The organism is Myxococcales bacterium, from assembly GCA_016712525.1.
In the GTDB taxonomy this organism is placed as follows: Bacteria; Myxococcota_A; Polyangia; order Polyangiales; family Polyangiaceae; genus JAAFHV01.
This window is the reverse complement of sequence record JADJQX010000007.1, coordinates 2,354,773-2,380,854: the sequence shown is the minus strand read 5'-3', so window position 1 is coordinate 2,380,854 and position 26,082 is coordinate 2,354,773. Positions and strand designations below refer to the sequence as shown.

The window sequence follows — 26,082 nt, the reverse complement described above, 5'->3', positions numbered from 1 at the left end:
CGCGGGCTCTGATACCGACGACGAGCCCCATGGAACCGCTGGTCCTGGCCGTCCTCGCCCTTCGCCGCATCGCAAGAAAGGGGATCGCCTTGGGCGCCATAGGTGGGCTCTCCGCCTACCTCTGCACCCCTCCCACCACGCGCAGCACCGTCAGCGACGCCGTGGTCGCCCTCGTGTTCGCCCTCTTCGTGGCGCGCGCAGCGAGGGCGCGTGTGCGCGTGACCGGAGAGGCGCCGTTCGCGGTCGACTTCGAGCTCGGAGCGCTGTCGTCGGCGTTCGTGCTGGCCGCGGTCGTGCGGCTCGACGGCTCGCTCGACGGCCGCCTGTCGCCGGCCATCTACGTGCTCGTGGCGTTCGTCGCGGCGCTCGCGCGGCCGGGTGCGGCCGGGTGCACTCTGCTCTTCGCGCTCCTCTTCGAGGCGTTCGTGCGCCGCGTCGTGCTCGACGCTCCGCTCGCCCCGCTCGGCGCGCGCGCCGCGTTCGGGGCCGCGTTCACCGCGCTCAACGTCGCGTTCCTCCGTGCCGAGGTGGCCCGGGTGAGGGCGCTCTCCCGCGCCAGGCTCGACGACGAGCTCGTGAAGCTCAAGGAAGACGCGCGGAGCTACCGCTTGCTCGGGGCCGGCGAAGGCCAAGAGAAACACTCGGAGGACCGGCTCGCCCGCTCGAGCGTCGAAGAGATCCACCAGTCGGTCCACTACGCCCTCGAGCTCCTCCGTCGCACCCTCGATCTCCACACGGCGGTGCTCCTTTGGAAGAACGACGCCGGCACGCACCTCCGGATCAGCGAGCTCTCGTCCGCCTCCGACGACGTGCACGACGCGCCCTTCTCGGTCGGTGACGGCGTGCTCGGCGCCGCGGTGGCGAAGCGCGAGCGGGTCACGCTCGAGAATCTGCGCCCCACGTTCAAGGTGCCCTACTACGCGGGGCCCTGCCCGGTGCGTGTTTTGTGCGCGCTCCCCGTGATCGAGGAGGCCGCCATCGACGAGGGGCGGGCCCAGGGGAAGCGGCCCGCCGCGAAGGAGCCGCTCCGTGACGCGCAGTCGCAGCTTCGAGGGCTGCTCGTCATCGACCGCAAGGACAACAAGCCCTTCTCGCCCCAAGAGCAGGAGCTCGCCGCGCAGGCCGCCCGCTATTGCCTCCGCGCCATCCAGAACGAGCGCGTCTTCCTGCAGCTCGAGCGTGCCAAGGTGGAGCAGGGCAAGCTCTATCGCGCGGCCCAGGCGCTCGGCGCGGCGCTCAGCGAGAAGGACGTCGTCAACGCCGGGGTGCGCGCGGCGCGCGAGATCGCGAGCTTCGATTTGGCCGCCGTCACCGTCTGGGACGAGGGCGCGCGAACGCACGAAATCGTCGCGGCCGAGTGCGACGACGGCTCCATCGACGGCTTCGTCGGGTCGCGTTTTTCGCACAACACCGGGCTCGTCTCGATGGTCGTGCAGAACAAGTTCCCCTTGCCGTACAAGGGCGAGTACGACCCGCAGCACCAGGTCGTGCTCGGCAAGCGTTTCTCGTGGCCCAAGCTCCCGAGCCTGCTCGTCCTGCCGCTCGTCCTCCACGATCGCCCGCTCGGCACGCTCATCCTCGGCGCGCGCCGAAAACACGCCTTCGGAGACTCGGTGCGACCCACGCTCGAGGTGCTCGCGAGCCACCTCGCCGTGTCGCTCTCGAACGCGCGCATGGTCGCGAAGCTCGAGACCATGGCGACGACCGACGGCTTGACCGGGCTCCTCAACAAACGCGCCATGCTCGAGGCCGCCGAGTCCAAGATCGCGGCGGCGGCGCGGTTCGGCCGCAAGCTCTCCGTGCTCGTGACCGACATCGACTTCTTCAAGAAGGTCAACGACACCTACGGCCACGACGTCGGCGACGTCGTCATCAAGGGGCTCGGCGAGATCCTGAAGCGGCAGAAGCGATCGACCGACGTGGTGGCGCGCTTCGGCGGCGAAGAGTTCGTGGTCCTCTGCGAGCAGACCGACGAGGCGGGCGCGATGTTGCTCGGCGAGCGCATCCGCGAGGAGCTCGAGAAGACCACGTTCCAAAGCGAAAATGGCCCGCTCAAGGTCACCTGCTCGATCGGCATGGCCACGTTCCCCGAGGGCGGAAGCAGCTGGGAGACGCTCTTCAAGGCCGCCGACGAGGCCCTCTACGTCTCGAAGCGGAGCGGTCGGAACCGGTGCACGGCGTCGGCGCCTCGCCCGAGCGAAGTGCGCATGCTGAGGCCGGCCGAAGAGCCCGCGAAGCCGAAGGTGCGCGCGCGCCGGTGAGCTCGCGGCCGTCGCGCGCGGCGGCTCAGGAGCCCTTGTCTTTTCGAGGGTAGAGCGCGCAGCGCCCCTCGAGGCACCCGCAGGTGTTCGCGTCGACCGTCTCGCACTTCAGGATGGCGGTGCACGACACGCCCGGGGGCAGCGCCTGGGCCTTCGATCGGGCCACGCACGCCTCCGCGTGGCAGGGCGTCGCGGGGGCGCAGTCGGCGTCGGTCGTGCACGCGTCCTCGGAGATCACGGGCTTGCAGAGCGAGCACCCGCAGAGCGGCGCCGGGACGCGCGTGAGCTTCGGTGGCGGGGACTTTCCCGTCGGATCGTCGGGAGGCCCCGCGTCTCCGAGGGCGGCGCCGACGTTCGCCGAGCTCCCCTCCGACGGGGTGGGGGCGGCGACGTGGGACGGACCGCCGCAGGCCGAGGCCGCCGTGCCGACACATGCCAAAAAAGACAGTGTAATCAGGTATTTGTGGCGGTGTGTGCGGCGCGTGGGCGTGAGGGCCATCCCCCAACCCTTACCGAGAACGTGGGGCTTGGCCATGCGCTTTACATGGCGAACGGGCACACCCATCATGGGGGCATGAGCGACGGGAAGAAGAAGGACATGCTCTCCGAGGTGACCGAGGGGCTCGGGTCGCTCTTGAAGCGCGCGAAGGCCGCGGCCGATGCGGTCCCCACGCAGAAGATCGAGGAGGTCGTGCTCTCGTCGGCGCACAAGGTGTCCGAGGCCGCGAAGCACGCGTCCGAGAAGGTGCCCCTCGCGGCCATCGAGAGCGCGGTCGTGACGTCGGCGAAGGCCGTCGGCTCGGCGGCCAAGTCGGCCGCGGCGATGGTGCCGACCGAGAAAATCGAGGGGGTCGTAGCGTCGGGCGCGCGCGAGGTGGGCCGCGCCTTCGAGAACGTCGCCACGACCCTCCAGCGCGAGGTGCTCGGCTCCACTCCGGACATCACCAACGAAGAGCTCCGCGCCGACGCGCCGCCCGCCGAAGCGAAGACGAGCGAGGCCCCTCCGCCGGCCGAAGCGAAGGCGAGCGAAGCCCCTCCGCCGGCCGAGGCGAAGGCGAGCGAAGCCCCTCCACCCGCCGAGGCGAAGGCGAGCGAGGCCGTCGCGGCGCAGACGTCGGCATCGGCCGCGCCCGCGCCCTCCGTGCCCACGCCCGAGGCACCTTCGGAGACCGGCGTGAGGGTCGACGTGTCGGCGAGCACGCCCGGGCCCGACAACCCTCACGAGGGGCTCTGACGCTCGGTGTGGCCGCTCGCGCTCCGAGCCTCGGCGCGGCTCAGAGCATCGGCTGGCCGCTCGCGCAGGTCGACTCCGGGCCGAGCCCGTAGTTGTCGCGGAGGAACGCGCCGAGCGACTTCGGGTCGAGGCACTCGGCGCGGTACGTGAAGCCCCAGCCCGCGGCGGCGATGGGGACGTCGAGCAACGGATCGGGCGTGAGCACGGCTCGAACACGCGTGCCCTGGCCGTCGCAGAGGGGATCGTTCGGGAGCGTGGCGATGGCTGCGCGCAGCCCCGCGAGGATCGCCGCGCAGTCGCCCGCGCCCTTCGCCTGGCAGTTGTAGGACACCACCACGGCGCCGTGCTCGAGGTCGTGCACCGTGTAGCGCCGGTCGACGGGCTTCTCGAACTCTTGGAAGGCCGCCCAAATGGGGTAGTGCGGCCCGCTCGCGGGCGGGTTCGAGTTGTAGGTGACAGGGGTGTCGATCGCGACGTGAGGGCTGTCGAGGAGCGGCGGCGAGTCGATCACGATCGGGCACGCCGCCTCGACGATGATCGGCTTCGCGAGGCGGGGGCGCCCGGCCGCGGCGTCTCCCGAGCCTTGGGCAGGATCGTCGCTCATGCCGTCCGAGCAGGCCGACGAGGCCAACGCCGACATGGGCAAGAGAGCGCAGAAAAACAGGGCGAGGGGCTTCATCACGCCGAGAGAGTGACACAAATTCGTGCCCCTCGGGAGCCGCCCGGTGCGGCCCGAGCCTGGGCCCCGGTGAGGTCGCGCTTGCTGCGCCCGCACGCTCGGGGTAGCCGTGCGGGCGAATGGGCGCGTCGGCGGAAGGCGAAGGGGCGAAGGTCGCGGCGAGGGAGCCCGGCTCGGAGGCTCCGCTCATGGTGACCAAGCTGTCGCCGCCGCTCGACGCTACGGCCCCGCTGTGGGCGCGCCTCGCGCGTGTGCTGCGGCGCCTCGTCGAGGGGCTCTACCACCACGACGGGCTCTCGGCGGCTCCGGCGATGGCGTTCCACTTCTTCCTGAGCCTCTTCCCTCTGCTCGTCGTGGTGGGCTGGATCGTGGGGAAAATCGCGCGCTCGCGAGGCGTCGAGGTGCTCGTCGACGCGGCCTTCGCGGCGGCCCCGCAGGCCTTCGCCACGATCGGCAAGAGGGAGCTCGAGCGCCTCGCCGCCACGGATCTCTCCGCGGCGCCCCTCGCGCTCGTCGGGTTCATGTGGCTCGCGTCGTCGGGCGTGCACGGCATGATGGACGCGTTCGAGCGCGCGCTCGCCGTGCCGAAGCGCCGCCCCTACTGGAAAAAGCGGGCGATCGCGATCACGTTCGTGCTCGCGGGCCTCGTGGCCTTGGCCTTCGTCGCGTTCGCGTCGGTGGGGCTCGAGTCGGTCGCGGCGGCCATTCCGCCGAGCGCTCCGCTCGTGTCCCAAGGGCCTGCGGGCTCGTCGTTGGTCGAGGCCGCGCGTGACGTCGGCGAGCGCGTTCGCCTCTCGTTCGACCACGTGCTCGCGCTCTCGTGTTTCTTCGGGCTCGCCGTGTCGGGCGTCGCGGTCTTCTATCGGTTCGCCGTCGAGACGAGCAGCGTGCGTCGTAGGGTGTGGCCCGGCGCGACGCTCGCCATCGTGCTCTGGCTCGTGATCTCGTGGGCCTTCGGGGCGTACGTGAGCTCCCTCGGGCAGTACACGCTCTACTACGGCAGCCTCGCGGCCGTCGCGGTCGTGCTCGTGTGGCTATGGCTCACGAGCCTCGCGCTGCTCGTCGGCGCCGAGCTCAACGCGCAGCTCGAAGGCACCCGCATCTGACCGCGTGCGGGCTCGAAGTGTAGCACCGCGCGGTCGCGCGCGCCCGGCTCCGACGAGTGCATGATGCATGCTTTTGCGGAGTGGCGCGCGGCCCAATAGCGCACGCAAAAAACCGGGCAAGCGAAAGCATCTCGTATGCATCTTTCGCGTGAATGACCCTTCCCAAGAGGCCGAACGCACGTATTGCTTAAGAATGGCCCTCCCTCTCGGGATGGCTCGGAAAGTCGAGAGAACCCATGTCGATGAAGTTCGGGTCGGCACGGTCGGGTCCTTCCGGGGGAACGGGGCTCAGGCTCGTTTCGGTGGTGGTCGCGGGAATGTCGGTGGTCTCCGCAGGGTGTGGTCGAGCGAGCGCCAAGGAGCCCGCGCCGGCGTACGTCCTCACCGATGCGCAGCGTGGCGTCGTCGCCGTGGCCACCGCGGCCGACGACACGGGCGAGCACGTCACGCTCTGCTCCGGGGCGCTCGTCGCTCCGAACCTCGTGCTGACGGCGCGTCACTGCGTCTCGCGCGCGCTCACGGCCACCCCTTCGTGCGACGCGGACGGGCGATCGCACAACGGCGTGCATCTCTCGGCCGACGTCGATCCGAGCCGCATCTCGGTCTACGTCGGCTCGCAAGTTCGGCCCGAGTCGGACGCGCCGGTGGCCCGCGCCGAGCGCACCCTTCATCCGAAGGGGCAGGTCCTCTGCGACGCCGACGTCGCGTTCCTCGTGCTCGACAGGCCCGTGCCCGCGAAGATCCTCCCGATGCGCCTGCATAGCCCCGTCGAGCCCGGAGACCGTGTGGTCCCCGTGGGCTTCGGCGGTGGCCCCGCGAACATCGTGGGCCTCAAGGTCGCTCGGAACGACAGCACGGTGCTCACCATCGGCCCCGCGGCGAACTCGCGAACGGGTGCCGTCCTCGGGCCTCGTGAGTTCGAGGTCGACCAAGCCACCTGCCGCGGCGACTCGGGAGGCCCCGCGATCGACGCGGCCACGGGCGAGGTCGTCGGCGTCGTGTCCCGGGGCGGGAGCTGCTCCGCCTCGGGGAACCATGTCTACACGCGGGTCGATGCCTACGCGCGCCTCGCCGCGCAGGCGTTCGTGACCGCCCAGCGAGTCGCCTCCGAGAACCTCGCTCGACGGGACGTGGACGAGGAGCGCTAGCCGCGGCAGCGCTCGCGTGTAGCTCCGGGTAAGGCCCCGGAACCTTTGAGAAATCGCTGAGAAACACGAAGGCCCGCGACCCTCGAAGGGGCGCGGGCCTCGTGAGACACCGAAGGCGTCGACTACTCGCTGAGCTTGGGCTTGGCGGGGAGGCCGAAGCCCACGGACAGCGACATCATCTGGTTGAACTTGAACGTCTGGTCTTCGGCGTTCACGTTCTGGTCCGGGAACTTGCCGTCGTTGCCGCCGCCGCGCTGATCGAGACCGGCGCGGTTCCACGAGAACGGGAACGCGCGGTACTCGAGGCCGAAGTTCACGAGGCTGCTCGTGTAGAACTTGAAGCCGAGGCCGAAGTTCGGTGAGATCGCCACGCGCGAGGCCATGGCCTTGTCGGCGGTCGTGCACGCGCCGCCGGTGCAGTCGGCGCGCTCGTCGAGGCCGTGGAAGCCGAGGCCGAGGTGGAGGTAGAGGTCCGTGTCGACGAAGAGCTTGCCGAGGATGGCGAGCTTGCCGCGGAACGGCGCGACCTGAACCTGCGGGACCACCATCCAGGTGAGCTTCGACACCTGGGCGCCGAAGTCACGACCGACGTTGACCGCCGTGCGCGTGTTGCGCGGCGAGGCCTCGTTGACCTGGTCGCTGAGGGAGGTGAGGGGAGCGATGGCGCCGAACCCACCCCACACGCCGACGCCGAGCCAGTCGAGCGGGTTGTAGGTGGCGGAGCCGCCGATCACCATCGTGCGCCGGTACTCGTCGAGCAGGGTGAACGAGAACGACGGAGCGATCTCGAAGCGACCCTCGCGCTGGAGGCGGAGCTTGCGGACGGGCGGTGCTCCTGCGAGCGGGCCCGTGATCTGGATTTCTTCGGCCTGGGCCGAGCGAGACGCGCCGAGGAGGCCGAGGGCCAGCACACCGGCGACGACGAGACGACCCGCGCTACGGAAGTTATGCCGCTTCATGACAGTCTTCTCCGCGCTCATCGGGGCAACCGGTACTCGAAGCCGAAGGGCAAGAACACGCTCACCCCGAGCTGGGCCTGGATGTGGTTCGTGAGCGGCTTGTCACCGAGCCAGTTCGCTTCGTTCGTCTGCTCGGCCTGGGTGCGGGGAACGTTGATGTTCTCGAGCTGCTCGATGTAGATGTGATCGCGGAGCTCGAGGGTCGCGGCGAACCACTTGTTGAACGCGATTCGCAGACCGAGGCCGACGTTGAAGTCGATCTTGGGCGAGAAGCTGAACTTGCGGTTGTCCGGGTCGATGACGGGGATCGGGCGGGTCGACAACGCGCCGACGCCGCCGAGGGCGTAGACGTCGTAGTTGAAGATGAACGCGTTGAAGCCCGAGAACTTGCCGTAGATCGGCACGTACGTGAACTGGGCCGCCGCGCTCCACTGGTACTCGGTGAGAGGCACGGCGACGCGGGTCGCGCGACGGTTCTGGAAGTTGAAGTCCGAGTCGACGTTCAGGCCGGCGAAGAGGTTGCCGTTGATGCCGATCGCGAGCACGTTCGTGAGCCAGTAGTTCACCGTGAGGCCGAACGCCGGGTGGCTGACGAACTGATCGTTGAGGGTGAACGCACCGTACGGGTTGAGCTCGAAGCGGCCCTTCTTGAGGGCGAACTCCTGCTCGACCGCGTACACCTCGGCGTTCACCTTCTTCTCGGAGAGCGACTTGATGTCGGACTGCTTGGGGCAGGCCGACGGGTCGATCTCACAGATGCCGCCGCCGCCCGCCGCCGGGTCCGTTCCAGCCGGAGCCGCGGGCTCGGCCGGTTTCGGCTCCTTGGGGGCGTTCGGGTCGTCGACCTCGATGGTGTCCGTTCCGGCCGGAGCGGCCGGAGCGGCCGCGCCCGCAGCTGCGCCGGCAGCTGGAGGTGCGGGTGGCTTCTTGCCTTTTTGGGCATTCGCCACGAGTGGAGTGGCAAAGAGCGCCACCGCGAGAAGGCAACCCGCCACGCGGCGATTGCGTTTCATCTGCCCTCGACCACCCCGGTGGCTAGCACCGCCGGAAGTCGGCAGGGAAATCCCAGCCTGCTTCATCGCAACCCCTTCTGCCGCTTTACCCTTCACGGTGCGTAACTAGTTAGAACAATTGGGGATTCAGGCGTACAGCGAAAGTGCGCGGGACTATACCATGCGCTATTTCGCCCAATCAACGAATAATCCATCAAGCTTCGAGAAGACCCATTTCGGGGCTGGTTTTCATCACGCGTCGGCCTCGGCTTCTTGCCCGAAGAGCGCCTCGACGAAGTCGCCGGCGTGGAACTCGCGGAGGTCCTCGGCGCGCTCTCCGAGGCCCACGTACCGGACCGGCACCTTGAGCTCGTCGCAGATGCCGAGCACGATGCCACCCTTCGCCGTGCCATCGAGCTTGGTGAGCACGATGCCGGTGAGATCGACGGCCTCTTTGAAGAGCTGCGCCTGGGTGAGGGCGTTCTGGCCGGTGGTCGCGTCGAGGACCAGGAACGTCTCGTGGGGGGCCCCGTCCATGGCCTTCGCGATGGTCTTTCGGACCTTCTTGATCTCGTCCATGAGCGGCGCCTTCGTGTGGAGGCGTCCCGCCGTGTCGACGAGGAGCACGTCGACCCCGGCCTCCTTGGCCTTGGTGGTCGCGTCGAACGCGACCGCGCCCGGGTCGGCGCCCTCTTTGCCGCGGATGACGTCCGCGCCGACGCGCTTGCCCCAGACCTCGAGCTGCTGGACGGCCGCGGCGCGGAACGTGTCGCCCGCCGCGAGCATCACCTTGCGCCCGTCGGCGTTCCACTTGGTCGCGAGCTTGCCGATCGTGGTCGTCTTGCCGACCCCGTTCACGCCGACCATGAGGAGGACGAGCGGGCGGCCTGCCGGCGGTTTCTCCGCGGGCGCGGAGAGAATACGGAGGGCCTCGGCGCGGAGCGCTCCCCACACGGCGCTGGCGTCGTCGAGCTCTTTTCGCTCGAGCTTCTCGCGGAGCCGCTCGAGGATCGCTTGCGTGGTCTTCACGCCGACGTCGCTCGAGATCATGACCTCTTCCATCTGTTCGAGGATGGCGGGATCGATCTCTTTTTTGCCGGTGAAGAGGGCCGTGAGGCGGGCGATGAAGCCCTTGCGTGATGCGGTGAGGCCTTTTCGAAGGCCTTCGACGTCGCGCTTGGACGTGGGCGGGGCGACCGCCTTGGCCTCTTCGGCCGGCGCCTCGTCGATGGCGATGTCCTCGTCGCGGGCCTTGGCCTTCGCCTGCGGGGCCTCCAGTGCGGTCTGGGCGAGCTCGCGCTTTCCCTCGGGGGCCTTGGGCGGCTCGGCCTTCGCGGGCTCGGGCTTGGGCTCGGCCTTTTTGGGCGTGGGCTCGGGCTCGGCCTTCTTCGCGGCGGGCTCGGCCTTCTTGGGCTCGGGCTTCTTGGGCTCGGGCTTCTCGTCCTCGGGCGCGGGAAGCTCGGGCGCCTTCTTCTTGTTGAGCGCGAAAAATGCGGCGATCGCGACGACGATCAGGACGATGACGGCGATTACGACAGGATTATCCATCGCGCTCCTTGGGCTTCACGACGAAGCCGGGCACCCCTTATAGAAACCCCGCACCTTGTACGTCAACCGAGCTTCGGGGCCCGCGGCGCTTCTCCTCGCCGATCGGGGTTTTGTGGGCCCCCGGCGAGGGGTCTAGCCCCCTCGTGCTCCGGCGCGAGGGCGTCCACCTCGAGCTCGACCCGCTCGTCGACGTCTCCCCCGCCGAACGCGGCCCGCTCGACGGCGGCGGCCCAGCCCGCCACTTGGCCGTCCTTCGCGGCCCTCCGGACGTGGCCCGGCGTGGGCTCGGGTCGCGCGTCGTAGGGGGAGCCCATGCGGCGAGCCCACGCGACGAGGCGCTCGAGGAGCTTCCGTTTCCGAGTGACGAGCGCGACGCGGAGCTCACCCGCTGCGGGCAGGCGCGTGGTGAGGCGGGCGTGGAAGGGCCCCTCGGCGGAGAGCGTGTCCTCCGAGGCTCGCTCGCGGAGCTCGAAGGTGAACCTCCCGGCGTCGTCGGTGACGACGCTGATGCGCGTCTCTTCGGCTTGGAACGAGCGGCGGGAGACCCACACACGAACGTTCGGGAGGCCGACGCCGTCGTGAGCGTCCTCGACGCGCCCTTCGTACGTCGTCCGGCTCTCCGAGGACGCCGCGCGCACGACCTCGACCGACGGCCGTTCGGTCGGCACGCCAGTCGACTCTTTTGCCGCGCGATTCTCGCGCGCCGGGGCCGCGCGACGTCGCCCGAGCACGAGCCACGCGACCACGGCCGCACCCGCGAGGAGGAACGGCGCGCGCGACAGGGGGCTCGGTCCACGGAGCGGGATCTCGACGAGCGTCTCGGGGGAGGGCTCGAAGTAGGGCGAGCGTGGCAGGTAGCGCAGCCGAAGCTCGGCGCGCTTGCCCCCTCCGCCGAACGTCGCGAGGAGGTGCGCGTGACCGGCCTCGACGTTCGCCGCGCCTACGACCCGGTCCCCGACCCGCGCTTCGACCGCGCCCTCCGGCACGGGTCCCGCGACCGTGTCGACCTCGACGTCGAGCGGGATGCCCTCCTCCGGATCGAAGCTGCCGTCCCCGTCGAAGCCTCGTGTGGCGAGCCTCACCCTCGCGTGCACCTCGATCGGGAAGGACTGCCGTGCGGGGCTCGTGTCGCTGTCGCCTCCGAAGGCGAGCACGAGCTCCGAGGCGCGAGGTGCCCCGAAGCGCTTCGTGTCGACGTCGAACGTCGCGCGTCCCCTCGCGTCCGTCGTCGCCGTGGCGAGCGCCGTCTTCTCGTCTCCCGCCAGAAGGAGCGACACGCCGATCCCCGACGCGGCCTGGGTGGTGCCGTTCTCTTGGTTCTCCGCGAGCATCGAGAAGCGCGCCGGCGTGCGATCGAGGGAGACGACGCGAGGCTTCGGCTCGAGCGCGAGGTAGAGGGGTCGCCGCCCGAGATCGAACGGAAGCGAGAGCTCGGCGGCGTCCAAGAACCCGGCGCCCTTCCACGCGAGCTTGGCGACGAAGCGCTCCTTCGGCAGCGTGACACGGACGCAGAACCTTCCGCCCGGATCGGTCTGCACGGTGAGGCCACGTCCGCTCACCGTGAGCGCTCCGAGGCCACAGCTCTTCGCGTCGGCGAGCGAGAGGTCGACGTCGGCGGCGCCGGTCGTGGCTCCGGTCTCGATGCGAAGAGAGATCGCCTCGCGTCCGAGCGCGTCGCCGACGTCGTCGCGGAGGGCCCCCTGGAGGACGAGCGCGCCCTCGTCGCGGGTAGCACGCGCCTCGAAGCCGCCCTGCCCACGCACCGACAGTGGCTCGCCGAACGCGGTCGAGGGCGTGGCGAGGGCGAAGGCGAGGGTTACAAGCGCCGACCATGGCGCCGCGCGCCCTACACTCACGCCTAGAAATGCCGAGGGTTCACGGACACTTCGCGCGCCGACTGAACAAGGTGCTCCGTCGGCCGTCCAATCGAGCTGCGCATGATGCACGCGTCGCCCCCCCCGAGCCTTGCCACCGACGTCGCCTGCGGCGGCCGGGTGAGCGCGGGGACGCGCCGGGATCTTCGGAGGAACGCGCATGGTGACCCTACGATCTTTGCCGCTCTGGCCCCTGTCCAGGGGAAAGCGTTCGGTGTAGCGTGAAACCATCCATGGTGAGCGGGGCTTGGCAGCGTAGTTCGCGCACGACGCGATGGTCCTCCGTCGTCGCAGGCGCGGCGCTCTTCGCGGTCGTCCTCTCGGGCGCTCCGGCGATGGCACAGACCGCACCCCGGGTCGGAGACCTTCTCCCCAAGCTCGCCGCCGCGTCCGACTCGCGCGTCCGTGCGGCCACCGTCCTCCAGCTCGGCGCCACGAACGACGATGCCGCGGTCGACCCGCTCTGCAAAGAGCTCTCCGATGGGGCCGAGGTCGTTCGAATCGCGGCGGCCTCGGCGCTCCGGCGCCTCGGGCGCGCCTCGGCGGTCGGTTGCCTCAAGTCGCGCCTCGGGGTCGAGTCCTCCGATGCGGCGAAGCTCCAAATGTCACGCGCCGTCCAGGCGCTCGAAGCAGCCCCGTCGGCTCCCGCGTCGGGTGGCGGATCGAGCGGCGGGGGAGGGTCGTACGAGCCGCCCCAGCACGCCAACGCCAAGTACTACGTCGCGTTGTCGTCGGTCTCGAGCGCGGGCGACCGCCCGCAGGCCGAGGTCGAGGCGGTGGTCCTCAAGGCCGTTCGTGCCAAGCTCGAGGCCAACTCCGACATCCAGCTCGCCCCGATGAAGGAGAGCTCGGACGCCGCGAAGAAGGCCATCTCCCAGCGAAAAGCGAAGGGGTTCTACCTCTCGATCTCGGTCGAGAAGCCCGACTACTCCGGCGGAAACCTCCGGGTGAAGGTGAACATCGCCATCTCGTCGTACCCGGCGAAGTCGCTCATCGCCCCGAGCTCCAAGTCGGCCACCATGGCCGGCGTCGCGCCCGGCAGCCGCTCCTCCGAGGACCAGCTCCTCGAAGCGGTGGCCTCGGCCGCAGCCAAGCAGTTCGCCGACAACGCGCACGCCATGTGAGCCGCGGCGTCGGCCGCACCTCGTCGGAACGGAAGGGGCTTCCGCCCGGGGCGATCTCCGGGCGACGATGGCCCATGCGCCCTACGTCCGCCTCCCCCATCGCCGCGCTCGCCGCGTCGGCGTGCCTCCTCATGGCCTGCTCGGCGCCCGCCCCGCGCCCGAGCACCGTGACCCTCGGCCCACCACCCCCACAAGGGCAGGGGCCGTACGGGGCGCCACCGCCGGGCGGCGTGGCGTCTCCCCCGGGGCAAGCGGTCGATCCTACGGCCGTCGACCCGTCGGCCACGCGGCTCCTCGACGCGTTCCTGTCGGCTCTCCAGGGCCAACGCGACGAAGAGGCCGCGGCCCGCGCCGTGCTGCCGTTCGTGCACAAGAGCATGCTCGGGCCGAGCGGTGGCCTCAGCGACGACGTACGCCGCTTCTCCTTCAAGAAGGCCTTCGGCGCCGCGCCTCTCTACGCCGTCCCGGTCGTCGTCACGCGCGTGCGCCCGTCGAGCACGACGGCGATCGGCTTCGGCCCGACCGGAGAGCGCGGTCGGAGCGTCGACTATTTCGTCGCGAAGCGACCCGGGCAGGTGGGCATGCCCGCGCCGGTGACCGTTTTTTTCCCCGAATCGGGCGCCCCTCCCTCGATCGCTTACGTAGGCAGCCTTTGAAGCGGTTCGTGCGTCACACGGTGGCGCTCCCCGAGGACCGTCCGCTCACCGTCGCCGTCGTGGCGGACACCCACTCGCGACCACATCCTTCCCTCGGCGAGCGCCTCGCGGCCCTCGCGCCCGATCTCGTGCTCCACGCCGGCGACATCGGCGACCTCGAGGTGCTCACGGCGCTCGAGCGTCAGGCCCCGCGTGTCGTGGCGGTGCGTGGCAACATCGACACCGGCGCCGCGTACCTCCCCGACGTCGCCGTCGTCACGTTCGCGGGGGCCCAGGGCAAGCTCGTCGTGCTCATGACACACGTCGCCGTCTACGGGCCCAAGCTGCGCGCCGACGTGAAGCGGCTCGCGGCGCGCGAGGACGCCGATCTCGTCGTGTGCGGTCACTCGCACGTGCCCTTCGTCGCGCGGGAAGGGGCGCTCACCGTGCTGAACCCGGGCTCGGTCGGTCCGAGGCGGTTTCGCCTACCGATCGTGATGGCGGTCGTCGTCGTCGGCCGAGAAGGCGTCCGCGTGAGCCACCTCGACGTGGAGACGGGAGAGCCCTTCGCGCCCCCGCCCGCGGTTTCGCGCGCGATCTGAGCGCTCGGGGCTCCCGCGAGCGCCTGGGATAGGAGAGAGGCCGACGACGACTCGTGATCGGCTCAGGGGCGCGAGGCCACGGCCGCCACCTTGTTGGTCGCGCCCGTGGTGCCGACGGCCTCCTCGTTCCCCCACGTGGTGCCACGGAGGTGGACGAGCCGAACCTGCCCTGCCGTGGTCACGAAGACCGCCGCGGCGTCGTCCCCGCATACGCCCGAGGTGACACGTGGCACGGACGCGAGCGCCGACGCCGAGAGCTGCGTCGGGGCCGCGAACGTGGGTGGGCTCTGCGAGAGGTCGACGAGGCTCGCGTACCCGAGCCCGTTTTGACCTCGGAAGACGAGCACGGCGCGGTTCGCTCCGGCCTTCGCGAGGAACACCTCGTCGTCGCTCGTCGTGCCGGCGGCGACGGGCCCGTTCGCCGTCGTGACCTTGGTCGTCGCGTTCCGGGTCGACTGGGTGAGGAGGCGTGTCGTGCGATCGATGTGCACCGCGAGGAGATCGTTCGTCGCGCCCCCCGTGGCGAGGAGAGCCGGAGCCCCTCCGCACCGCGAGACTCCACCGCCGCCCGCCGTCGCGCACACGTTCGTCCCCGCGACGGCAGCGGCCGCGCCCCACGTGGCGCCCGTGCGCGATTGCACGTAGAGGGCGCCCTGCGAGTCGCCGCCGAACGCCACGACCAGGTCGGCGCCGACGAGGGCCGCCGACAGAGGCTCGGGCCCGAAGCTCGTGGGGGTGCCGACCGCGGCGGCCGCGCCGAACGCCGCGCCACTCCATGCAGTATGCATGTACTGGTACGCGGTGTCTTGGAAGACGAGGTGCATGTCCGCGCCGCTCGCGGCGAGCGTCGGGGTTCCGCGGGTGCTCGACGTCCCGAGGCGGCTCGCCGCCCCGAAGGTCGCGCCTTGCGCCGTCACGATCTTGAGCGCGTCTCCCGTGCTGCGGAAGGCGGCCGTGAAGCCCGCTCCGAAGGGCACGATCGCGGGACCGGAGAGCACGGCGTCTCCCGCAAGGTTCTGCGTGGCCCACGACGCACCGGTCTTGAGAGAGCCCTTCGCGGACGTGTCGTCGCCCGAGAGGACCGCGTACACGCCGGTGCACGTGGCGCCGTCGGGGAGCGACGTGTCGGGCGCTTCCGAGTCGACGGGCGGCACGCTCGAATCGCCGGGGCTCGCGCCGTCGAGCTCGGGCGCGGCGCCGTCCTCGGGGGTGATCGTCCCGCTGTCCTTGCGCCCCGAGTCGGAGAAGTCTTCGCCGAAGTCCTTCTTCTCGACTCCCTCGGCGCACGCCGCAGCGAAGGACGCACCTGCGGCGAGCGTGACGACGAGCGAGGCCAGAGGACGAAGGCGGAGCGAGGGCGGGAGAGGCGCGTTCGACACGCCCCCATTGTTACCAAAAGCCGTCCGCGATGCCGCTCGGATGTCGCATGACGCGACCTGCGCGGTAGCAAATGAGGATGACGCGATGCGTGAGTGCGCCCAGCAGGGCGGCGGTCAATGCGATTCGACGACCGACCAGACGTCGTCGAGGCCGAGCTCGCCGCGCGCGTGCGCCGTCAGCTTGAGATCGGCGATGGTCGCCGCTTTCCCGTTGACCGTGACGCGTGTCTTCTTCGGGTCGAGCTTGCCGTTCACCGCCGACTGCATCGACGCGATGGTCATCTGACCCTTGTCGACCGTGGTGATGATGCCGTGGACGTGACGCGAGGTCGACGAGGGCTCCTCGGCGTGGAGCGAGCGCTCGCCCGGCGCCGCGAACGCGAGGGCCGTGACGACGAGCGAGAACGTCAATAGGTGCTTCATGATGCGTCCTCTTCGAGTGGCGCGCCCGAGCGAAGGGCGTGTCGGCCGCGCGATACCCTCGCCCTCGCCCGGCGTCCAGGACAAAACACACGCTCCCCGAGAGCCGGCAGCGCCTGCCACCTCGGGAAAACTGGCCAAGGTCGGTCAGGCCGGGCACCATACGCTCCTATGAGCAACGCCGAGGCCGCCGCCGCACCGCGCCCCAAGTACAAGCGCAGCGTCAAGAACTACATCGTCGACTCGCGTTTCCAGCTCAAATACACGAGCTTCATCGTGATCGTCGCCGTCGCCATCGCGGCGCCGCTCGGCGTCTTCTTGTTCCGGACGAGCGAGAAGGTCGTGGCCGAGAGCCAGAAGGTCGTCGAAGAGAGCAAGAAGGTGAGCGAGGTCGTGTCGCTCCAAATCTCGAAGGACCCGGTCTACGGCTCGGATCCGGAGCTCGCCAAGGCCTTCGGGGCGGAGTCTTCGTCGGCCGCCGACAAGGTGAAGGCCCAGCAAGAGGCCCTCGTCGCCGAGCAGAGGACCATGATGCGCGCCCTCGTCGGCGCGCTCGGGCTCATGGTGGTGCTCATCGGCCTCCTCGGTATCTACTTCACGCACAAGGTCGCCGGGCCGATCTACAAGATGAAGATGCTGCTCCGCCAAGTGGGCGAGGGGAAGCTCACTTTCTATGGGAAGCTCCGCAAAGGCGACGAACTGCAAGACTTCTTCGAGACCTTCGCGACGATGGTCGAGCGGATCAAGGAGCGCCAGAAGCGCGAGGTCGACGAGCTCGAGTCGGCGATCGAAGCCGCTCGTGCGTCGGGCGCGAGCGAAGAGGCCATCGCCAAGATCGGTCACGTCCGCGACGAGATGAAGCGCGCCCTCGAAGCCTGACCCGATTTTCAGGGCTCGGGGTCGTCCGTGATGGCCCCGCGAAAGTGCTCGACGGCGGTGCTCGCGCCGTCGACGTGCACGACGACGACGTCGATGCGGACGCGGGTGATGCCCTCGAGCGAAAACGGCGCCTCGACGAGCAGCCTGCGCGCTGCGGACAGGAGGCGCGCTCGTTTGGTGGGGCCGACGCTGGCGAGCGCCCCGACGAGCGCCCCCTTCTTTCGCGAACGAACTTCGACGATCGCGAGCGTGCCTGTGCCGTCCCGCGCAACGATGTCGAGCTCGAGTGGCCCGAGCCGAAGGTTGCGCGCCAAAATGGAGAAGCCGCGGGCGACGAGGTAGTCGCACGCGGCTTCTTCGGCGACCCGCCCGAGGGCAGGCCTTCGCCTCACTTGGAGGCGGCGGGCGCGGCGGCTTTGGCAGGCTCGCCCGCGCAGGTCGTGCGGCTGCCGCCGGCCTTGTCGCAGTCGCCCTGGCAGTCGACGCCCGGATCGTACTTGGTGTTCTGCTTGATGCAGTAGCCGCCCGTGAGGCCCTCGTTGCCTTGGCCGGTCGGGTCGACGAGCTGCTCGCAGGCGAACCCGTCGGGGCAGGTGCAGTAGTTGGCGCCGTCGTCCGTCTGGCCTTGCGAGTTCGCGCAGCGGCACGAGCAGTACACGGTCGCGTCGGCTTTGCGGTTCAAGCACTGCGGCTCGACGGCTGCGCCTTCGGGGGCGCCGGGCACGCCGGTCACCTTGCCGTCGACCGTGCCGGGGAGCACGCAGGGGTCCGAAGAGCGACCACCGCCGGCGGCCGTCTGCCCGTAGGGACAGGAGACGCGACCGCGGAAGTGATTCACCAGGCAGACGCGCGTCTGGCACTGGAAGCTCTTGGACTCGACGTTCACTTCCTTCTGGCTGAAGCCGAGGAACTGCTCGTTGTACTCCTGCTCCGGGATGCAGGGATCACCGACGCCCGAAGCCGAGCAACCCGTGCCCGCGAAGAAAACGGAACCCGTACCAACGAGCAAGACCGTGAGGAGGAGGCGGGAGCGAGTCATGCGGAGGGCTCTCCAAATTCGAGAATCGTGGGCGATTTCCGGGGATCTTGGCCCCTTTCGGGGCCTAGGGCGAACGCGCGACGACATGCGTATGCCCAGAGGCCGGCGACCGTACCTCCCTCGCCCAAAATTCGTCAAGGACGATCGAGCCCTTTCGCCAGGGACCGACAGGGAGTACCCGAGGCTTGGGGACGGCGCGCAGGGCCCATTCGAAAAACGTGAGGCACACGGCCGCGCGTCCTCGGCCGGCGCGACCCAAGCCGAGGACCACGAGGGGCGTCCGAGGGCTCCGGGGCCGTTGCCCCTTGACAAGCGCGAGAGAGCCTTTCTACCATGCCGCCCTCGGAGAGAGTATCCACTTAAATTCGTTCAGCTTTTTGGCGCGGGGCACCTCGAGGCTCGGATGAGCACGCGGGCCAACGCTTCGACTCTCCTCAGGAAGTTCGTCGTCGACCTCACCCATGACCACTTCCGCCTGCTTGCCAAGCCCCATTTCGTGACACCGGCCCCCGGACCCCGCGAGGAACCCCTCTCATGCGTATATCCCTGGCGCGCAAACTCCTTCTGACCGCCGTCCCCGTGCTTTCGCTGGCTCTCGTCTCGCCGCACGCCTCGTACGCGCAGAAGGGCGGCGGCAAGAAGCCCGCGGCCACCGCGAAGCCGAAGGGCGGAGCCGCCAAGCCCGGAGCCGGCGCGGCCGCCGGGGCCGACATCGAGCTCGACGAGCCGGCGCAACCCGCGGCGAAGCCGGCCGACAACAGCCCCCCTCCCACGGCCGGCCAGATGACCGAGCCCGCGGCGCAGGCGAAGCGCCTGTTCGACAGCGAGAAGTGGCTCGACGCGTCGCTCGGGCTCTACCGCGTCTACAAGGGCGAGACCCAGGACGACGAGGGCAACAAGCAGCTCGCGCAGTACCACCTCGCGATCGCGCTCTACCGCCTGAAGTTCTACCAGGCCGCGTACGGCATCTTCTCCGAGATCGCCGACAAGCCGAACCACCTCAAGTTCAACGAGACGCTCCTCTGGCTCTCGAAGCTCGCGACCGACCTGCCCGAGCCGGCCGACATCGTCGAGCGCGTGGGCAAGTACAACGACGCGCAGATCGAGAAGTTCAACAACAACAACCAGCGCGACCTGTACTGGCAGCTCAACTACCTGCTCGGCCGGTACAAGTACCGCAACCGTCAGTACGAAGATGCGCTCCGCCTCTTCACGAAGGTCTCGCGCGAGTCGAAGTACTACGTCCGCGCGCAGTTCTTCAGCGGCATCTCGAACGTGCAGCTCCGCAAGTCGGTGCCCGCGGTCCAGTCGTTCCAGCGCATCGTCGGCGCGATCGACGAGGGCGTCGAGGGCGTGGACGACGACGCCCGTATGCGCGACCTCGCGTACCTCTCGATGGCGCGCACGTACTACTCGGCCTCGGTCCGCCTCGACGAGCAGGGCTCGCCGACGATCGACTCGACCAAGCTGTCGGCCGCCGTCAAGTACTGGAACAAGGTCGACGTCGGCTCCGAGTACTGGCTCGACTCGCTCTTCGAGGAGTCGTGGGCCTACTTCATGGCCGGTGACTACGCGCACGCCCTCGGGAACATCCACACGCTGCAGGCGCCCTACTTCCCGAACTCGTACTACCCCGAGGCCGAGGTCTTGCGCTCGGTCATCTACTTCGCGAACTGCCAGTACGACGACGCCGAGGTCATCGTCGCGAAGCTCCAGACGAAGTACCAGCCCCTCTACGACGAGCTCGCCAAAGTTCTCGCTCGATTCAAGGGCGACGGCCAAGAAGAAGCCTTCTACAAGTTTCTCAAGGACGTGCGCGACGGCAAGGCCGACCTCCCGCCGCGCATCAAGACCGTCGTGGAGAACGCTCTCTCCGACCGTCAGCTCCTCCGTCACCTCCAGTACGTCCAGCTCCTCGACGACGAGGCGAACCGCTTCAAGAAGGCCCCCGGGAGCTTCCGCGACTCGCCCCTCGGCAACGACACGAAAGACGCCCTCCAGCTCGCGCGCGACATCGCCGTGCGCAACGCGGGCACCCTCGCGAAGGAGCGCTACCAGCGCAACCTCGACGAGCTCAACGAGCACCTCCGCGACAGCGCGAAGATCCTCATCGACATCACGTCGGCGAAACGAAACCAGCTCGACCAAGCCATCGCGGGCAGCCAGGTCACCGCGAAGGAGTCGGAGCGAAACATCGTGAAGGCGGACGACGAGCACGTCATTTGGCCGTTCGACGGCGAGTACTGGCGTGACGAGCTCGGCTTCTACCGACAGACCATCACCTCGAAGTGCGGCAGGTAAACCCAATGATTCGCAAGTCCATCATTCCCGCGTTCGGGCTCGTGCTGTCGGCGACGGCGCTCTCGTCGGTCGCTGCGGCCGATGGGGCCGCGTCGTCCTCGGCGAGCGGCGGCGTCTGCATCGAAGAGAAGGCGAAGAAAGAGCTCAACGCCTGCGCCGTCGCGGGGCCGAAAGAGTTCGCGGCCCACGGCAAGCAGACGCAAGCCAACTTCCGCGGCGTCGCCCCGATCGGCGACCCGAAGAAGAAGGACAACAAGCCCCCGTCCCCGGTCGTCAACGACGCCCCCCGTGACGAGCGCAAGAGCAAGCTCCAAGCGCGCCAGCGCGCCCTCCTCTTCACCGAGATCCAGGGCATCGAGCGGCTCTTCCAGAACACGCCGCGCAACGCCGCCGACCGCGTGACCCTCGCGCGTCGCCTCGCCGAGGCGTACGTGGAGCTCGAGGCCGCCGCGTTCCGCGACAAGACCAACGCGGAGATGGAGCGCGACAACCTGAAGAAGGCGAACCCGCAAGGGGCCGGCCAGAAGCAGGCGCTCGCGAACCAGGCCGATCAGGTCATGAAGTCGGCGCGAAACCAGGCGATCCGTTACTACACGCTCGTCAAGACCGACTACCCCGACTACGCGCAGCTCGACGAGGTCCTCTACTACCTCGCGTACGAGCACGAACAGGCGAACGACTACAAAACCGCCCGCACGGTCTACCTCGAGCTGAAGGACAAGCGCCCGAACTCGAAGTACATCCCGAACGTGTACCTCGCCTTCGGCGAGCTCTTCTTCAACGAGGCGCAGGGCGACCCGTCGAAGTGGGACCTCGCGGGCCAGGCGTACGAGAGCGTCATCAAGTACCCGGCGCCGGGCAACAAGGTGTTCGGCTACGCCTGGTACAAGCTCGGCTACGTCGCGTGGAACAAGGGCGAGTTCGAGAAGGCGCTGAACGCCTTCAAGAAGACCATCGACTTCGGGAAGAACTTCTCGCAGCTCCCGGGCGCGAGCAAGCTCGCCGACAGCGCCCGCAAGGACATCATCCCCGTCTACGCGCTCAAGGGCGACCCGACGCAGGCGTACAACTTCTTCCACAACATCTCGGGTGACACCGACGGTAACGAGAAGACGTTCAAGATGATGGACGATCTGGGTAACAACTACCTGGACACCGGCCACTATCCCGAGGGTATCGCGCTCTACAAGGACCTCATGAACCGCGACAAGAGCGGTGACAAGTCCTGCGTGTACCAGTCGCACATCACCGAAGCGACCATGGCGATGAAGTCCTCCAACAAGGAGGCCATCAAGAACGAGGTCGACCAGCAGGTGAAGCTCTACAAAGACTTCGCCTCCGGTGGGCACAGCGCCGAGGCGAAGCAGGAGTGCGCGAACCACACCGCGCAGATCGTCGCCGAGACGGCGATGGCCTGGCACCTCGAGGCGGCGGGCTCCGGCGGGCAGCGCGGCACGAACGACCCGAAGACCTTGTCGCTCGCGGCGTACCTCTACAAGCGCGTCGTCGACACCTTCGACGCGAAGCAGTTCTCGACGTTCACCTTCCCCCGCATCGTGAAGGACGACTGGCCCACGTTGTACAAGATCAAGTACAACATGGCGGATCTCCTCTACTATCAGGAGAAGTGGGCCGAGTGCGGCCCGGCGTTCGACTCGGTCGTCGCCGAGGACCCGACGGGCAAAGACGCCCCCGAGGCCGCGTACGCTTCGGTGCTCTGCTACCAGAAGATGTACGACGCGTCGCACCCCAAGGCGGAGGCGCGCAAGGGCATCGGCCAGCTCCCGGGCAAGAACAAGTCCGAGGAGGAGAAGCGCAAGAAGGAAGAAGAAGCCGCCGCCCTCAAGCCGAAGGAGTTCACCGAGCAGCAGAAGGGCATGGTGCAGGCGTTCAACCGCTACATCTGCTACATCAAGCCGCCGGCGACCGACAACGCGGGCCAGGAGCAGCTCGTCGAGGTCAAGTACGCCCGCGCGCGTACCTACTTCGAGGCGAAGCACTGGGAAGAGGCCGCGACGGCGTTCCGCGACATCGCGATGAACAACGCGGATCGTGACGTGGGCATCTACGCCGCGCAGCTCTACCTCGAGAGCGTCAACGTGCTCGGCACGCAGTCGTCCCGCCCGTCCTGCTACGACGACATGGCGGTCGACGTGCCGAAGTTCCTCGAGCTCTACTGCACCGGCGACAAGGCCGCGAAGAACGCCGAGCAGTGCACGAACCTCAACAAGGTTCAGGTCGACATCCTCCGCCTCAAGGCGCAGAAGCTCGTCGAGATCGCCGACAAGAACGGCGGCGCCGGCGCGCTCCAGCAGTACGAGACCGCGGGCAACACGTACTTCGAGATGTTCCGCAAGTACTGCCAGGAGCCCGTCCAGGCCGGGCAGCAGCCCCAGGCGGATCGCTGCGACGAGATCGCGTACAACGCGGCTCGTTCGTTCCAGGCGGCACGCCTGATCGCCAAGGCGATCGCGGCGCGTCAGTCGCTCCTCGCGTTCGACGCGAAGACCAACGGCAAGTCGCCCCTGGCCAAGAAGGCCACGTACGAGATCGGCGGCAACTACCAGGCGATCGCGGTGTACGAGCTCGCGGCCGACTGGTTCGAGAAGTTCGTCGACGCGGACCCGCGCGCGGAGAAGGCCGACACGGCCCTCGCCGACGCGGTGCTCCTCCGCCTCGGTCTCGGCCAAGAGGACAAGGCCATCGAGGACGCCCGCAAGTTCCAGAAGAACTACGGCGCCTCCAAGCCCGCGCAGACCGCGGCCATCGCGTTCGCGATCGGCGCTCACTACGTCGAGAAGGCCGAAGGCCTGCGCCCCGGCGCCAAGGCCGGCGAGTGCATCAACGCCGAAGAGTGCATGGCCTGGGAGAAGGCTCGCGCCTCGCTCCAGGGGTCCATGGGCGTCATCGACAAGGCCGCTCCGGACATCCAGGTCCAGGCGCACGGCGCGCTCGCGCGCACCTATGCGCACCTCAAGAACGGCGGCAAGCTCTCGAAGACCGAGTACGGCAAGGTCCGCTCGCTCTGGTCGAACCCCGCCGACGCCGAAGCCAAGATCCGCGCCGCCTACGGCAGCGAGGACGCGGCCCAGCAGGACAAGCGCCTGGCCAAGGCGCTCAACGCCGTCGGTGAGGCCTTCTTCATGGCCGCCGAGGACGAGCGCATCGCGGTCGTCGAGCCCGTCCGGTTCCCCGAGTACAAGGGCTCCGGCACGAAGGAAGACGTCGTCAAGCACATCCAGACCAAGGTCAAGGAGTGGTACACGAAGAAGAAGGAGTCGATCACCAAGGTCGAGCCGGCTTACGTCAAGATCCTCGACCTCAAGCCCGTGCCGCCGCCGAAGTGGGTCATCGCCGCCGGTTCGCGCTCGGGTCTCATGTGGGGCAACTTCGTCGACGACTTCCGTCGTGCGCCGATCCCCAAGGCCTGGAAGACGGATCCCGAGATCCGCGGCACGTACTACGACGCCCTCGACGCGGCGAGCGAGCCCTTCAAGGTGGGCAACGCGAAGCCGGCGCTCAAGAAGTGCCTCGATCTCTCGGTGAAGTACCAGTACTTCGACAACTACTCGCGTGACTGCGAGGTCTGGCTCGCGAAGAACTACAAGGCCGAGTACCACGTCGTCGACGAGCTCCGTGGCGCGCCCACGCTCTCGAACAGCGGCCTCGACGAGAAGAACCCGCCCATCCTCGTGGGTGGCCAGGCTTGGCGCCCGCCGAGCGCGGCCCCGACGGAGAAGGCCGGCGCCGAGCAGCCCGCTGCGAAGCCCGGAGACACCAAGAAGCCCGCCCCCGCCGGCAAGAAGAAGTGAGAAGGAGCGTCGTGATGAAATCCAAGATTGGCATTCTCTCGGCGGGCCTCATGATGCTCTCCCTCGCGTGCGGCGGGGGAGGGGTCGAGGTCAACACGGGCGGGAAGAAGGAGCCCAAGGTTCCGGGCAAGCCCACCACTTCGACGGGTGAGACCGTCAGCGACACGGCGCAGGCGAAGTTCAACGCCGCCGTCGAGTCGATGGTCGCGCACGACAAGGCGGCCGACTGGAACGACGCGGCCTGCAAAGAGGTCGCTCAGCGCTTCGAGGAGGCCGCGGCCGAGCAGAAGAGCAAGAAGTTCCCCGAGGCCACCTACAACGCGGGGCTCGCCCTGCAGCGGTGCGGCAACGACAAGGAGGCGCGCGCTCGCTTCACGAAGGCGCTCGCCGACGACGCGAACTTCCACTACGCGAAGGTCCAGCTCGCCCTCTACGACTACAAGGGCAACAGCAACGAGGACGCGGCGATCTCGACGTTGCAGCAAGCCGTTCTCGACGCGAAGTTCCAGAACGTCCCCGCGCTCGTCAACCTGGCCATGTTCCAGATGCAGCGCGACTCCGCCACCGGCGGACAGGGCTGCGCCGACGACATGGACTGCGCCAAGAAGAACCTGCAGCGCGCGCTCGCCATCGACGACGCGTACATGCCGGCCTTCAATCAGCTCGCGCTCTACTACTTCCAGCAGGCGAAGAAGCGCGCGGGTGCGATCAAGTCGTCCCAGAAGGGCTCGAAGGGGCGCCAGATGGCGACGAACGCCGCGATCGCCAAGCGCGCCGACGTGCAGCAGCTCGAGCTCGCGGCCCTCGTGTGCTCGCAAGCCATCCGCAAGAACGCGGCCTACGCGCCGATTCACAACACGGCTGGCCTCATCCAGAACGAGCTCGGCCAGGTGAACGGCGCGGTGGCGGCGTTCTCGACGGCCGCGAAGCTCGACCCGAAGTTCTTCGAGGCGCAGATGAACTACGCGGCGGTCAACCTCTCGTTCCGCGGGTTCGAGCAGGCGGCCGGCGCGTACAAGAAGGCCCTCGAGATGCGCCCGAACGACTACGACGCGCACCTCGGCCTCGCGCTCGCGCTCCGCGGCCCGATCCAGGCCACCGACGCGAACTACGAGCAGGAGGTCGCGGCCGTCCAAGCCGAGCTCGACGCGTGCAAGAAGCTCGACCCGAACCGACCGGACGCCTTCTACAACGAGGGCATCCTCGTGCAGGAGTTCAAGGCCAAGGCGGGCGCCGGGAAAGACGCCACGAAGGCCGCGCTGAACCAGGCGAAGGGCATCTTCCAGACCTTCATCGACAAGGCCCAGGGGAAGAACGAGTACGACGGTGCCGTGAAGCGCTCGAAGGAGCGCATGCAGGACATCGCGGACACCATCCAATTCCTCGACCTCGACGCGAACGAGCAGAAGGCCCAGGGCGCGCCCGGCGGGCCGGCTCCCTCGTCCGATGCCCCCGCCGAGGGCGAGAAACCGGCCGAAAAGAAGTGAGCGTCGGCCTCCTTGGGCTCCACGAGAGAAAAAAACGCTCTCGTGGGAACCTTGGGGGAGGGGGGCTGTCTAGAGCCCCGAGACGCTCGCTGCGTGCCCTGGAGGGCCCGGAAACGGGCCCCTCGGGGCACAATCATCATACGGTAGTGAATGGCCCGGCAGGTTGCGGGTAGGCTGGAATTTTACCAAGCCTTCGAAAAGCCAAGGAAAATCGTCCCTCGGACGTATATTTCCCGGGCGGAAGCTCCGAAGGATTGGTAAACGGTGCGACGGAAGAGTCGGAAGGAGAACGATCATGGCGAAGCGTCTCTTCGTGGGGATTTTGGGTCTGGGTATCCTGCTCGTCAGCTCGACGGCGCTCGCGCAGCAGCCGGCGGCTGGTGCGGCTCCTGCGGCTGGTGGTGCGCCGGCAGCCAAAGGCGGCGGTGACGGGTACGGGTACGAGTTCTCCGACGACCCGCTGAGCGCGGGTGGCTTCGGTCCGAACGACGCGACGATTCGCGTTCGTCCCGGCCCGGTGCGTACCACGCTCATCCGCCCGCGAACGTCGTTCGTGCCCGAGATGTTGAAGTCCGTCGAGAACCTCTGACGGACGAAAATTCG

General features: G+C 68.6%; 22 protein-coding genes. 12 read left to right on the top strand and 10 right to left on the bottom strand.

What is annotated here, in order from left to right:
- The first annotated feature begins 29 nt into the window (after window positions 1-29).
- Window positions 30-2,261 carry a sensor domain-containing diguanylate cyclase gene (locus IPK71_27070; protein ID MBK8217405.1) on the top strand — a complete coding sequence of 744 codons (2,232 nt, stop codon included), beginning with the start codon at window positions 30-32 and terminating at the stop codon, window positions 2,259-2,261.
- Window positions 2,262-2,286: 25 nt separating this feature from the next.
- Here IPK71_27070 and IPK71_27065 read toward each other — a convergent pair whose 3' ends face one another.
- Window positions 2,287-2,760, bottom strand: a complete 474-nt coding sequence (locus IPK71_27065) for a hypothetical protein (GenBank protein MBK8217404.1) — start codon at window positions 2,758-2,760, stop codon at window positions 2,287-2,289.
- 75 nt (window positions 2,761-2,835) lie between these two features.
- Here IPK71_27065 and IPK71_27060 point away from each other — a divergent pair, with 75 nt between their 5' ends.
- The gene (locus IPK71_27060) at window positions 2,836-3,495 is read left to right on the top strand and encodes a hypothetical protein (protein ID MBK8217403.1); all 660 of its coding nucleotides are present in this window, start codon (window positions 2,836-2,838) and stop codon (window positions 3,493-3,495) included.
- Between the two features lie 40 nt (window positions 3,496-3,535).
- Here IPK71_27060 and IPK71_27055 read toward each other — a convergent pair whose 3' ends face one another.
- A complete protein-coding gene (locus tag IPK71_27055; protein MBK8217402.1) occupies window positions 3,536-4,177 on the bottom strand; it encodes a DUF3105 domain-containing protein in 642 nt (213 codons plus the stop codon).
- Window positions 4,178-4,293: 116 nt separating this feature from the next.
- Between IPK71_27055 and IPK71_27050 the strand changes: the two genes are divergently transcribed.
- A complete protein-coding gene (locus IPK71_27050) occupies window positions 4,294-5,280 on the top strand; it encodes a YihY/virulence factor BrkB family protein (protein MBK8217401.1) in 987 nt (328 codons plus the stop codon).
- A 236-nt stretch (window positions 5,281-5,516) separates the two neighbouring features.
- Window positions 5,517-6,428, top strand: a complete 912-nt coding sequence (locus tag IPK71_27045) for a trypsin-like serine protease (GenBank protein ID MBK8217400.1) — start codon at window positions 5,517-5,519, stop codon at window positions 6,426-6,428.
- A 122-nt stretch (window positions 6,429-6,550) separates the two neighbouring features.
- On the opposite strand, the gene IPK71_27040 is transcribed toward IPK71_27045, so the two are convergent.
- The 4 genes from IPK71_27040 to IPK71_27025 form a co-directional block, all read right to left on the bottom strand.
- Window positions 6,551-7,387 (bottom strand): hypothetical protein, encoded by an 837-nt coding sequence (locus tag IPK71_27040; GenBank protein MBK8217399.1) that lies wholly within the window; start codon window positions 7,385-7,387, stop codon window positions 6,551-6,553.
- Window positions 7,388-7,404: 17 nt separating this feature from the next.
- On the bottom strand, window positions 7,405-8,103 hold the full coding sequence (locus IPK71_27035) for an outer membrane beta-barrel domain-containing protein (protein MBK8217398.1): 699 nt from the start codon (window positions 8,101-8,103) through the stop codon (window positions 7,405-7,407).
- A gap of 528 nt (window positions 8,104-8,631) precedes the next feature.
- Window positions 8,632-9,927, bottom strand: coding sequence for a signal recognition particle-docking protein FtsY (gene ftsY, locus IPK71_27030; GenBank protein ID MBK8217397.1), 1,296 nt, complete (start codon window positions 9,925-9,927; stop codon window positions 8,632-8,634).
- Between the two features lie 62 nt (window positions 9,928-9,989).
- Window positions 9,990-11,783, bottom strand: coding sequence for a hypothetical protein (locus IPK71_27025; GenBank protein MBK8217396.1), 1,794 nt, complete (start codon window positions 11,781-11,783; stop codon window positions 9,990-9,992).
- Window positions 11,784-12,034: 251 nt separating this feature from the next.
- Between IPK71_27025 and IPK71_27020 the strand changes: the two genes are divergently transcribed.
- The 3 genes from IPK71_27020 to IPK71_27010 all read left to right on the top strand — a co-directional run bounded on the left by IPK71_27020 (window position 12,035) and on the right by IPK71_27010 (window position 14,162).
- Window positions 12,035-12,925, top strand: coding sequence for a HEAT repeat domain-containing protein (locus IPK71_27020; protein MBK8217395.1), 891 nt, complete (start codon window positions 12,035-12,037; stop codon window positions 12,923-12,925).
- A 74-nt stretch (window positions 12,926-12,999) separates the two neighbouring features.
- Window positions 13,000-13,581 (top strand): hypothetical protein, encoded by a 582-nt coding sequence (locus tag IPK71_27015; protein ID MBK8217394.1) that lies wholly within the window; start codon window positions 13,000-13,002, stop codon window positions 13,579-13,581.
- Window positions 13,582-13,589: 8 nt separating this feature from the next.
- A complete protein-coding gene (locus tag IPK71_27010) occupies window positions 13,590-14,162 on the top strand; it encodes a metallophosphoesterase family protein (protein MBK8217393.1) in 573 nt (190 codons plus the stop codon).
- A gap of 62 nt (window positions 14,163-14,224) precedes the next feature.
- On the opposite strand, the gene IPK71_27005 is transcribed toward IPK71_27010, so the two are convergent.
- Both IPK71_27005 and IPK71_27000 read right to left on the bottom strand, forming a co-directional pair.
- Window positions 14,225-15,541 carry a hypothetical protein gene (locus IPK71_27005; protein MBK8217392.1) on the bottom strand — a complete coding sequence of 439 codons (1,317 nt, stop codon included), beginning with the start codon at window positions 15,539-15,541 and terminating at the stop codon, window positions 14,225-14,227.
- Window positions 15,542-15,655: 114 nt separating this feature from the next.
- A complete protein-coding gene (locus tag IPK71_27000; GenBank protein ID MBK8217391.1) occupies window positions 15,656-15,964 on the bottom strand; it encodes a hypothetical protein in 309 nt (102 codons plus the stop codon).
- A gap of 168 nt (window positions 15,965-16,132) precedes the next feature.
- Between IPK71_27000 and IPK71_26995 the strand changes: the two genes are divergently transcribed.
- Window positions 16,133-16,840: a hypothetical protein gene (locus IPK71_26995; protein MBK8217390.1), complete on the top strand. Its 708-nt coding sequence runs from the start codon at window positions 16,133-16,135 to the stop codon at window positions 16,838-16,840.
- A gap of 8 nt (window positions 16,841-16,848) precedes the next feature.
- On the opposite strand, the gene IPK71_26990 is transcribed toward IPK71_26995, so the two are convergent.
- Entirely contained in the window at window positions 16,849-17,232 is a 384-nt protein-coding gene (locus IPK71_26990; protein ID MBK8217389.1) for a YraN family protein, read from the bottom strand.
- A complete protein-coding gene (locus tag IPK71_26985; protein ID MBK8217388.1) occupies window positions 17,229-17,879 on the bottom strand; it encodes a hypothetical protein in 651 nt (216 codons plus the stop codon). The genes IPK71_26990 and IPK71_26985 overlap by 4 nt, the downstream gene beginning before the upstream one ends.
- A 534-nt stretch (window positions 17,880-18,413) precedes the next feature.
- Between IPK71_26985 and IPK71_26980 the strand changes: the two genes are divergently transcribed.
- From IPK71_26980 to IPK71_26965, 4 genes are all read left to right on the top strand, one after another.
- A complete protein-coding gene (locus IPK71_26980) occupies window positions 18,414-20,180 on the top strand; it encodes a hypothetical protein (protein ID MBK8217387.1) in 1,767 nt (588 codons plus the stop codon).
- 5 nt (window positions 20,181-20,185) lie between these two features.
- The gene (locus IPK71_26975; protein ID MBK8217386.1) at window positions 20,186-23,992 is read left to right on the top strand and encodes a tetratricopeptide repeat protein; all 3,807 of its coding nucleotides are present in this window, start codon (window positions 20,186-20,188) and stop codon (window positions 23,990-23,992) included.
- A gap of 14 nt (window positions 23,993-24,006) precedes the next feature.
- Window positions 24,007-25,479 (top strand): hypothetical protein, encoded by a 1,473-nt coding sequence (locus tag IPK71_26970; GenBank protein MBK8217385.1) that lies wholly within the window; start codon window positions 24,007-24,009, stop codon window positions 25,477-25,479.
- Window positions 25,480-25,774: 295 nt separating this feature from the next.
- Complete coding sequence (locus IPK71_26965; protein ID MBK8217384.1) at window positions 25,775-26,068, top strand: hypothetical protein; 294 nt, start codon at window positions 25,775-25,777, stop codon at window positions 26,066-26,068.
- Window positions 26,069-26,082: the final 14 nt, after the last annotated feature.

What these genes read in the sequence shown, in the direction of transcription:
- IPK71_27070 (MBK8217405.1), top strand. Translation starts at nt 30, where the DNA reads ATGGAACCGCTGGTCCTGGCCGTCCTCGCCCTTCGCCGCATCGCAAGA.
- IPK71_27065 (MBK8217404.1), bottom strand. Translation starts at nt 2,760, where the DNA reads ATGGCCCTCACGCCCACGCGCCGCACACACCGCCACAAATACCTGATT.
- IPK71_27060 (MBK8217403.1), top strand. Translation starts at nt 2,836, where the DNA reads ATGAGCGACGGGAAGAAGAAGGACATGCTCTCCGAGGTGACCGAGGGG.
- IPK71_27050 (MBK8217401.1), top strand. Translation starts at nt 4,294, where the DNA reads ATGGGCGCGTCGGCGGAAGGCGAAGGGGCGAAGGTCGCGGCGAGGGAG.
- IPK71_27045 (MBK8217400.1), top strand. Translation starts at nt 5,517, where the DNA reads ATGTCGATGAAGTTCGGGTCGGCACGGTCGGGTCCTTCCGGGGGAACG.
- IPK71_27040 (MBK8217399.1), bottom strand. Translation starts at nt 7,387, where the DNA reads ATGAAGCGGCATAACTTCCGTAGCGCGGGTCGTCTCGTCGTCGCCGGT.
- ftsY (MBK8217397.1), bottom strand. Translation starts at nt 9,927, where the DNA reads ATGGATAATCCTGTCGTAATCGCCGTCATCGTCCTGATCGTCGTCGCG.
- IPK71_27020 (MBK8217395.1), top strand. Translation starts at nt 12,035, where the DNA reads ATGGTGAGCGGGGCTTGGCAGCGTAGTTCGCGCACGACGCGATGGTCC.
- IPK71_27015 (MBK8217394.1), top strand. Translation starts at nt 13,000, where the DNA reads ATGCGCCCTACGTCCGCCTCCCCCATCGCCGCGCTCGCCGCGTCGGCG.
- IPK71_27000 (MBK8217391.1), bottom strand. Translation starts at nt 15,964, where the DNA reads ATGAAGCACCTATTGACGTTCTCGCTCGTCGTCACGGCCCTCGCGTTC.
- IPK71_26995 (MBK8217390.1), top strand. Translation starts at nt 16,133, where the DNA reads ATGAGCAACGCCGAGGCCGCCGCCGCACCGCGCCCCAAGTACAAGCGC.
- IPK71_26985 (MBK8217388.1), bottom strand. Translation starts at nt 17,879, where the DNA reads ATGACTCGCTCCCGCCTCCTCCTCACGGTCTTGCTCGTTGGTACGGGT.
- IPK71_26980 (MBK8217387.1), top strand. Translation starts at nt 18,414, where the DNA reads ATGCGTATATCCCTGGCGCGCAAACTCCTTCTGACCGCCGTCCCCGTG.
- IPK71_26975 (MBK8217386.1), top strand. Translation starts at nt 20,186, where the DNA reads ATGATTCGCAAGTCCATCATTCCCGCGTTCGGGCTCGTGCTGTCGGCG.
- IPK71_26970 (MBK8217385.1), top strand. Translation starts at nt 24,007, where the DNA reads ATGAAATCCAAGATTGGCATTCTCTCGGCGGGCCTCATGATGCTCTCC.
- IPK71_26965 (MBK8217384.1), top strand. Translation starts at nt 25,775, where the DNA reads ATGGCGAAGCGTCTCTTCGTGGGGATTTTGGGTCTGGGTATCCTGCTC.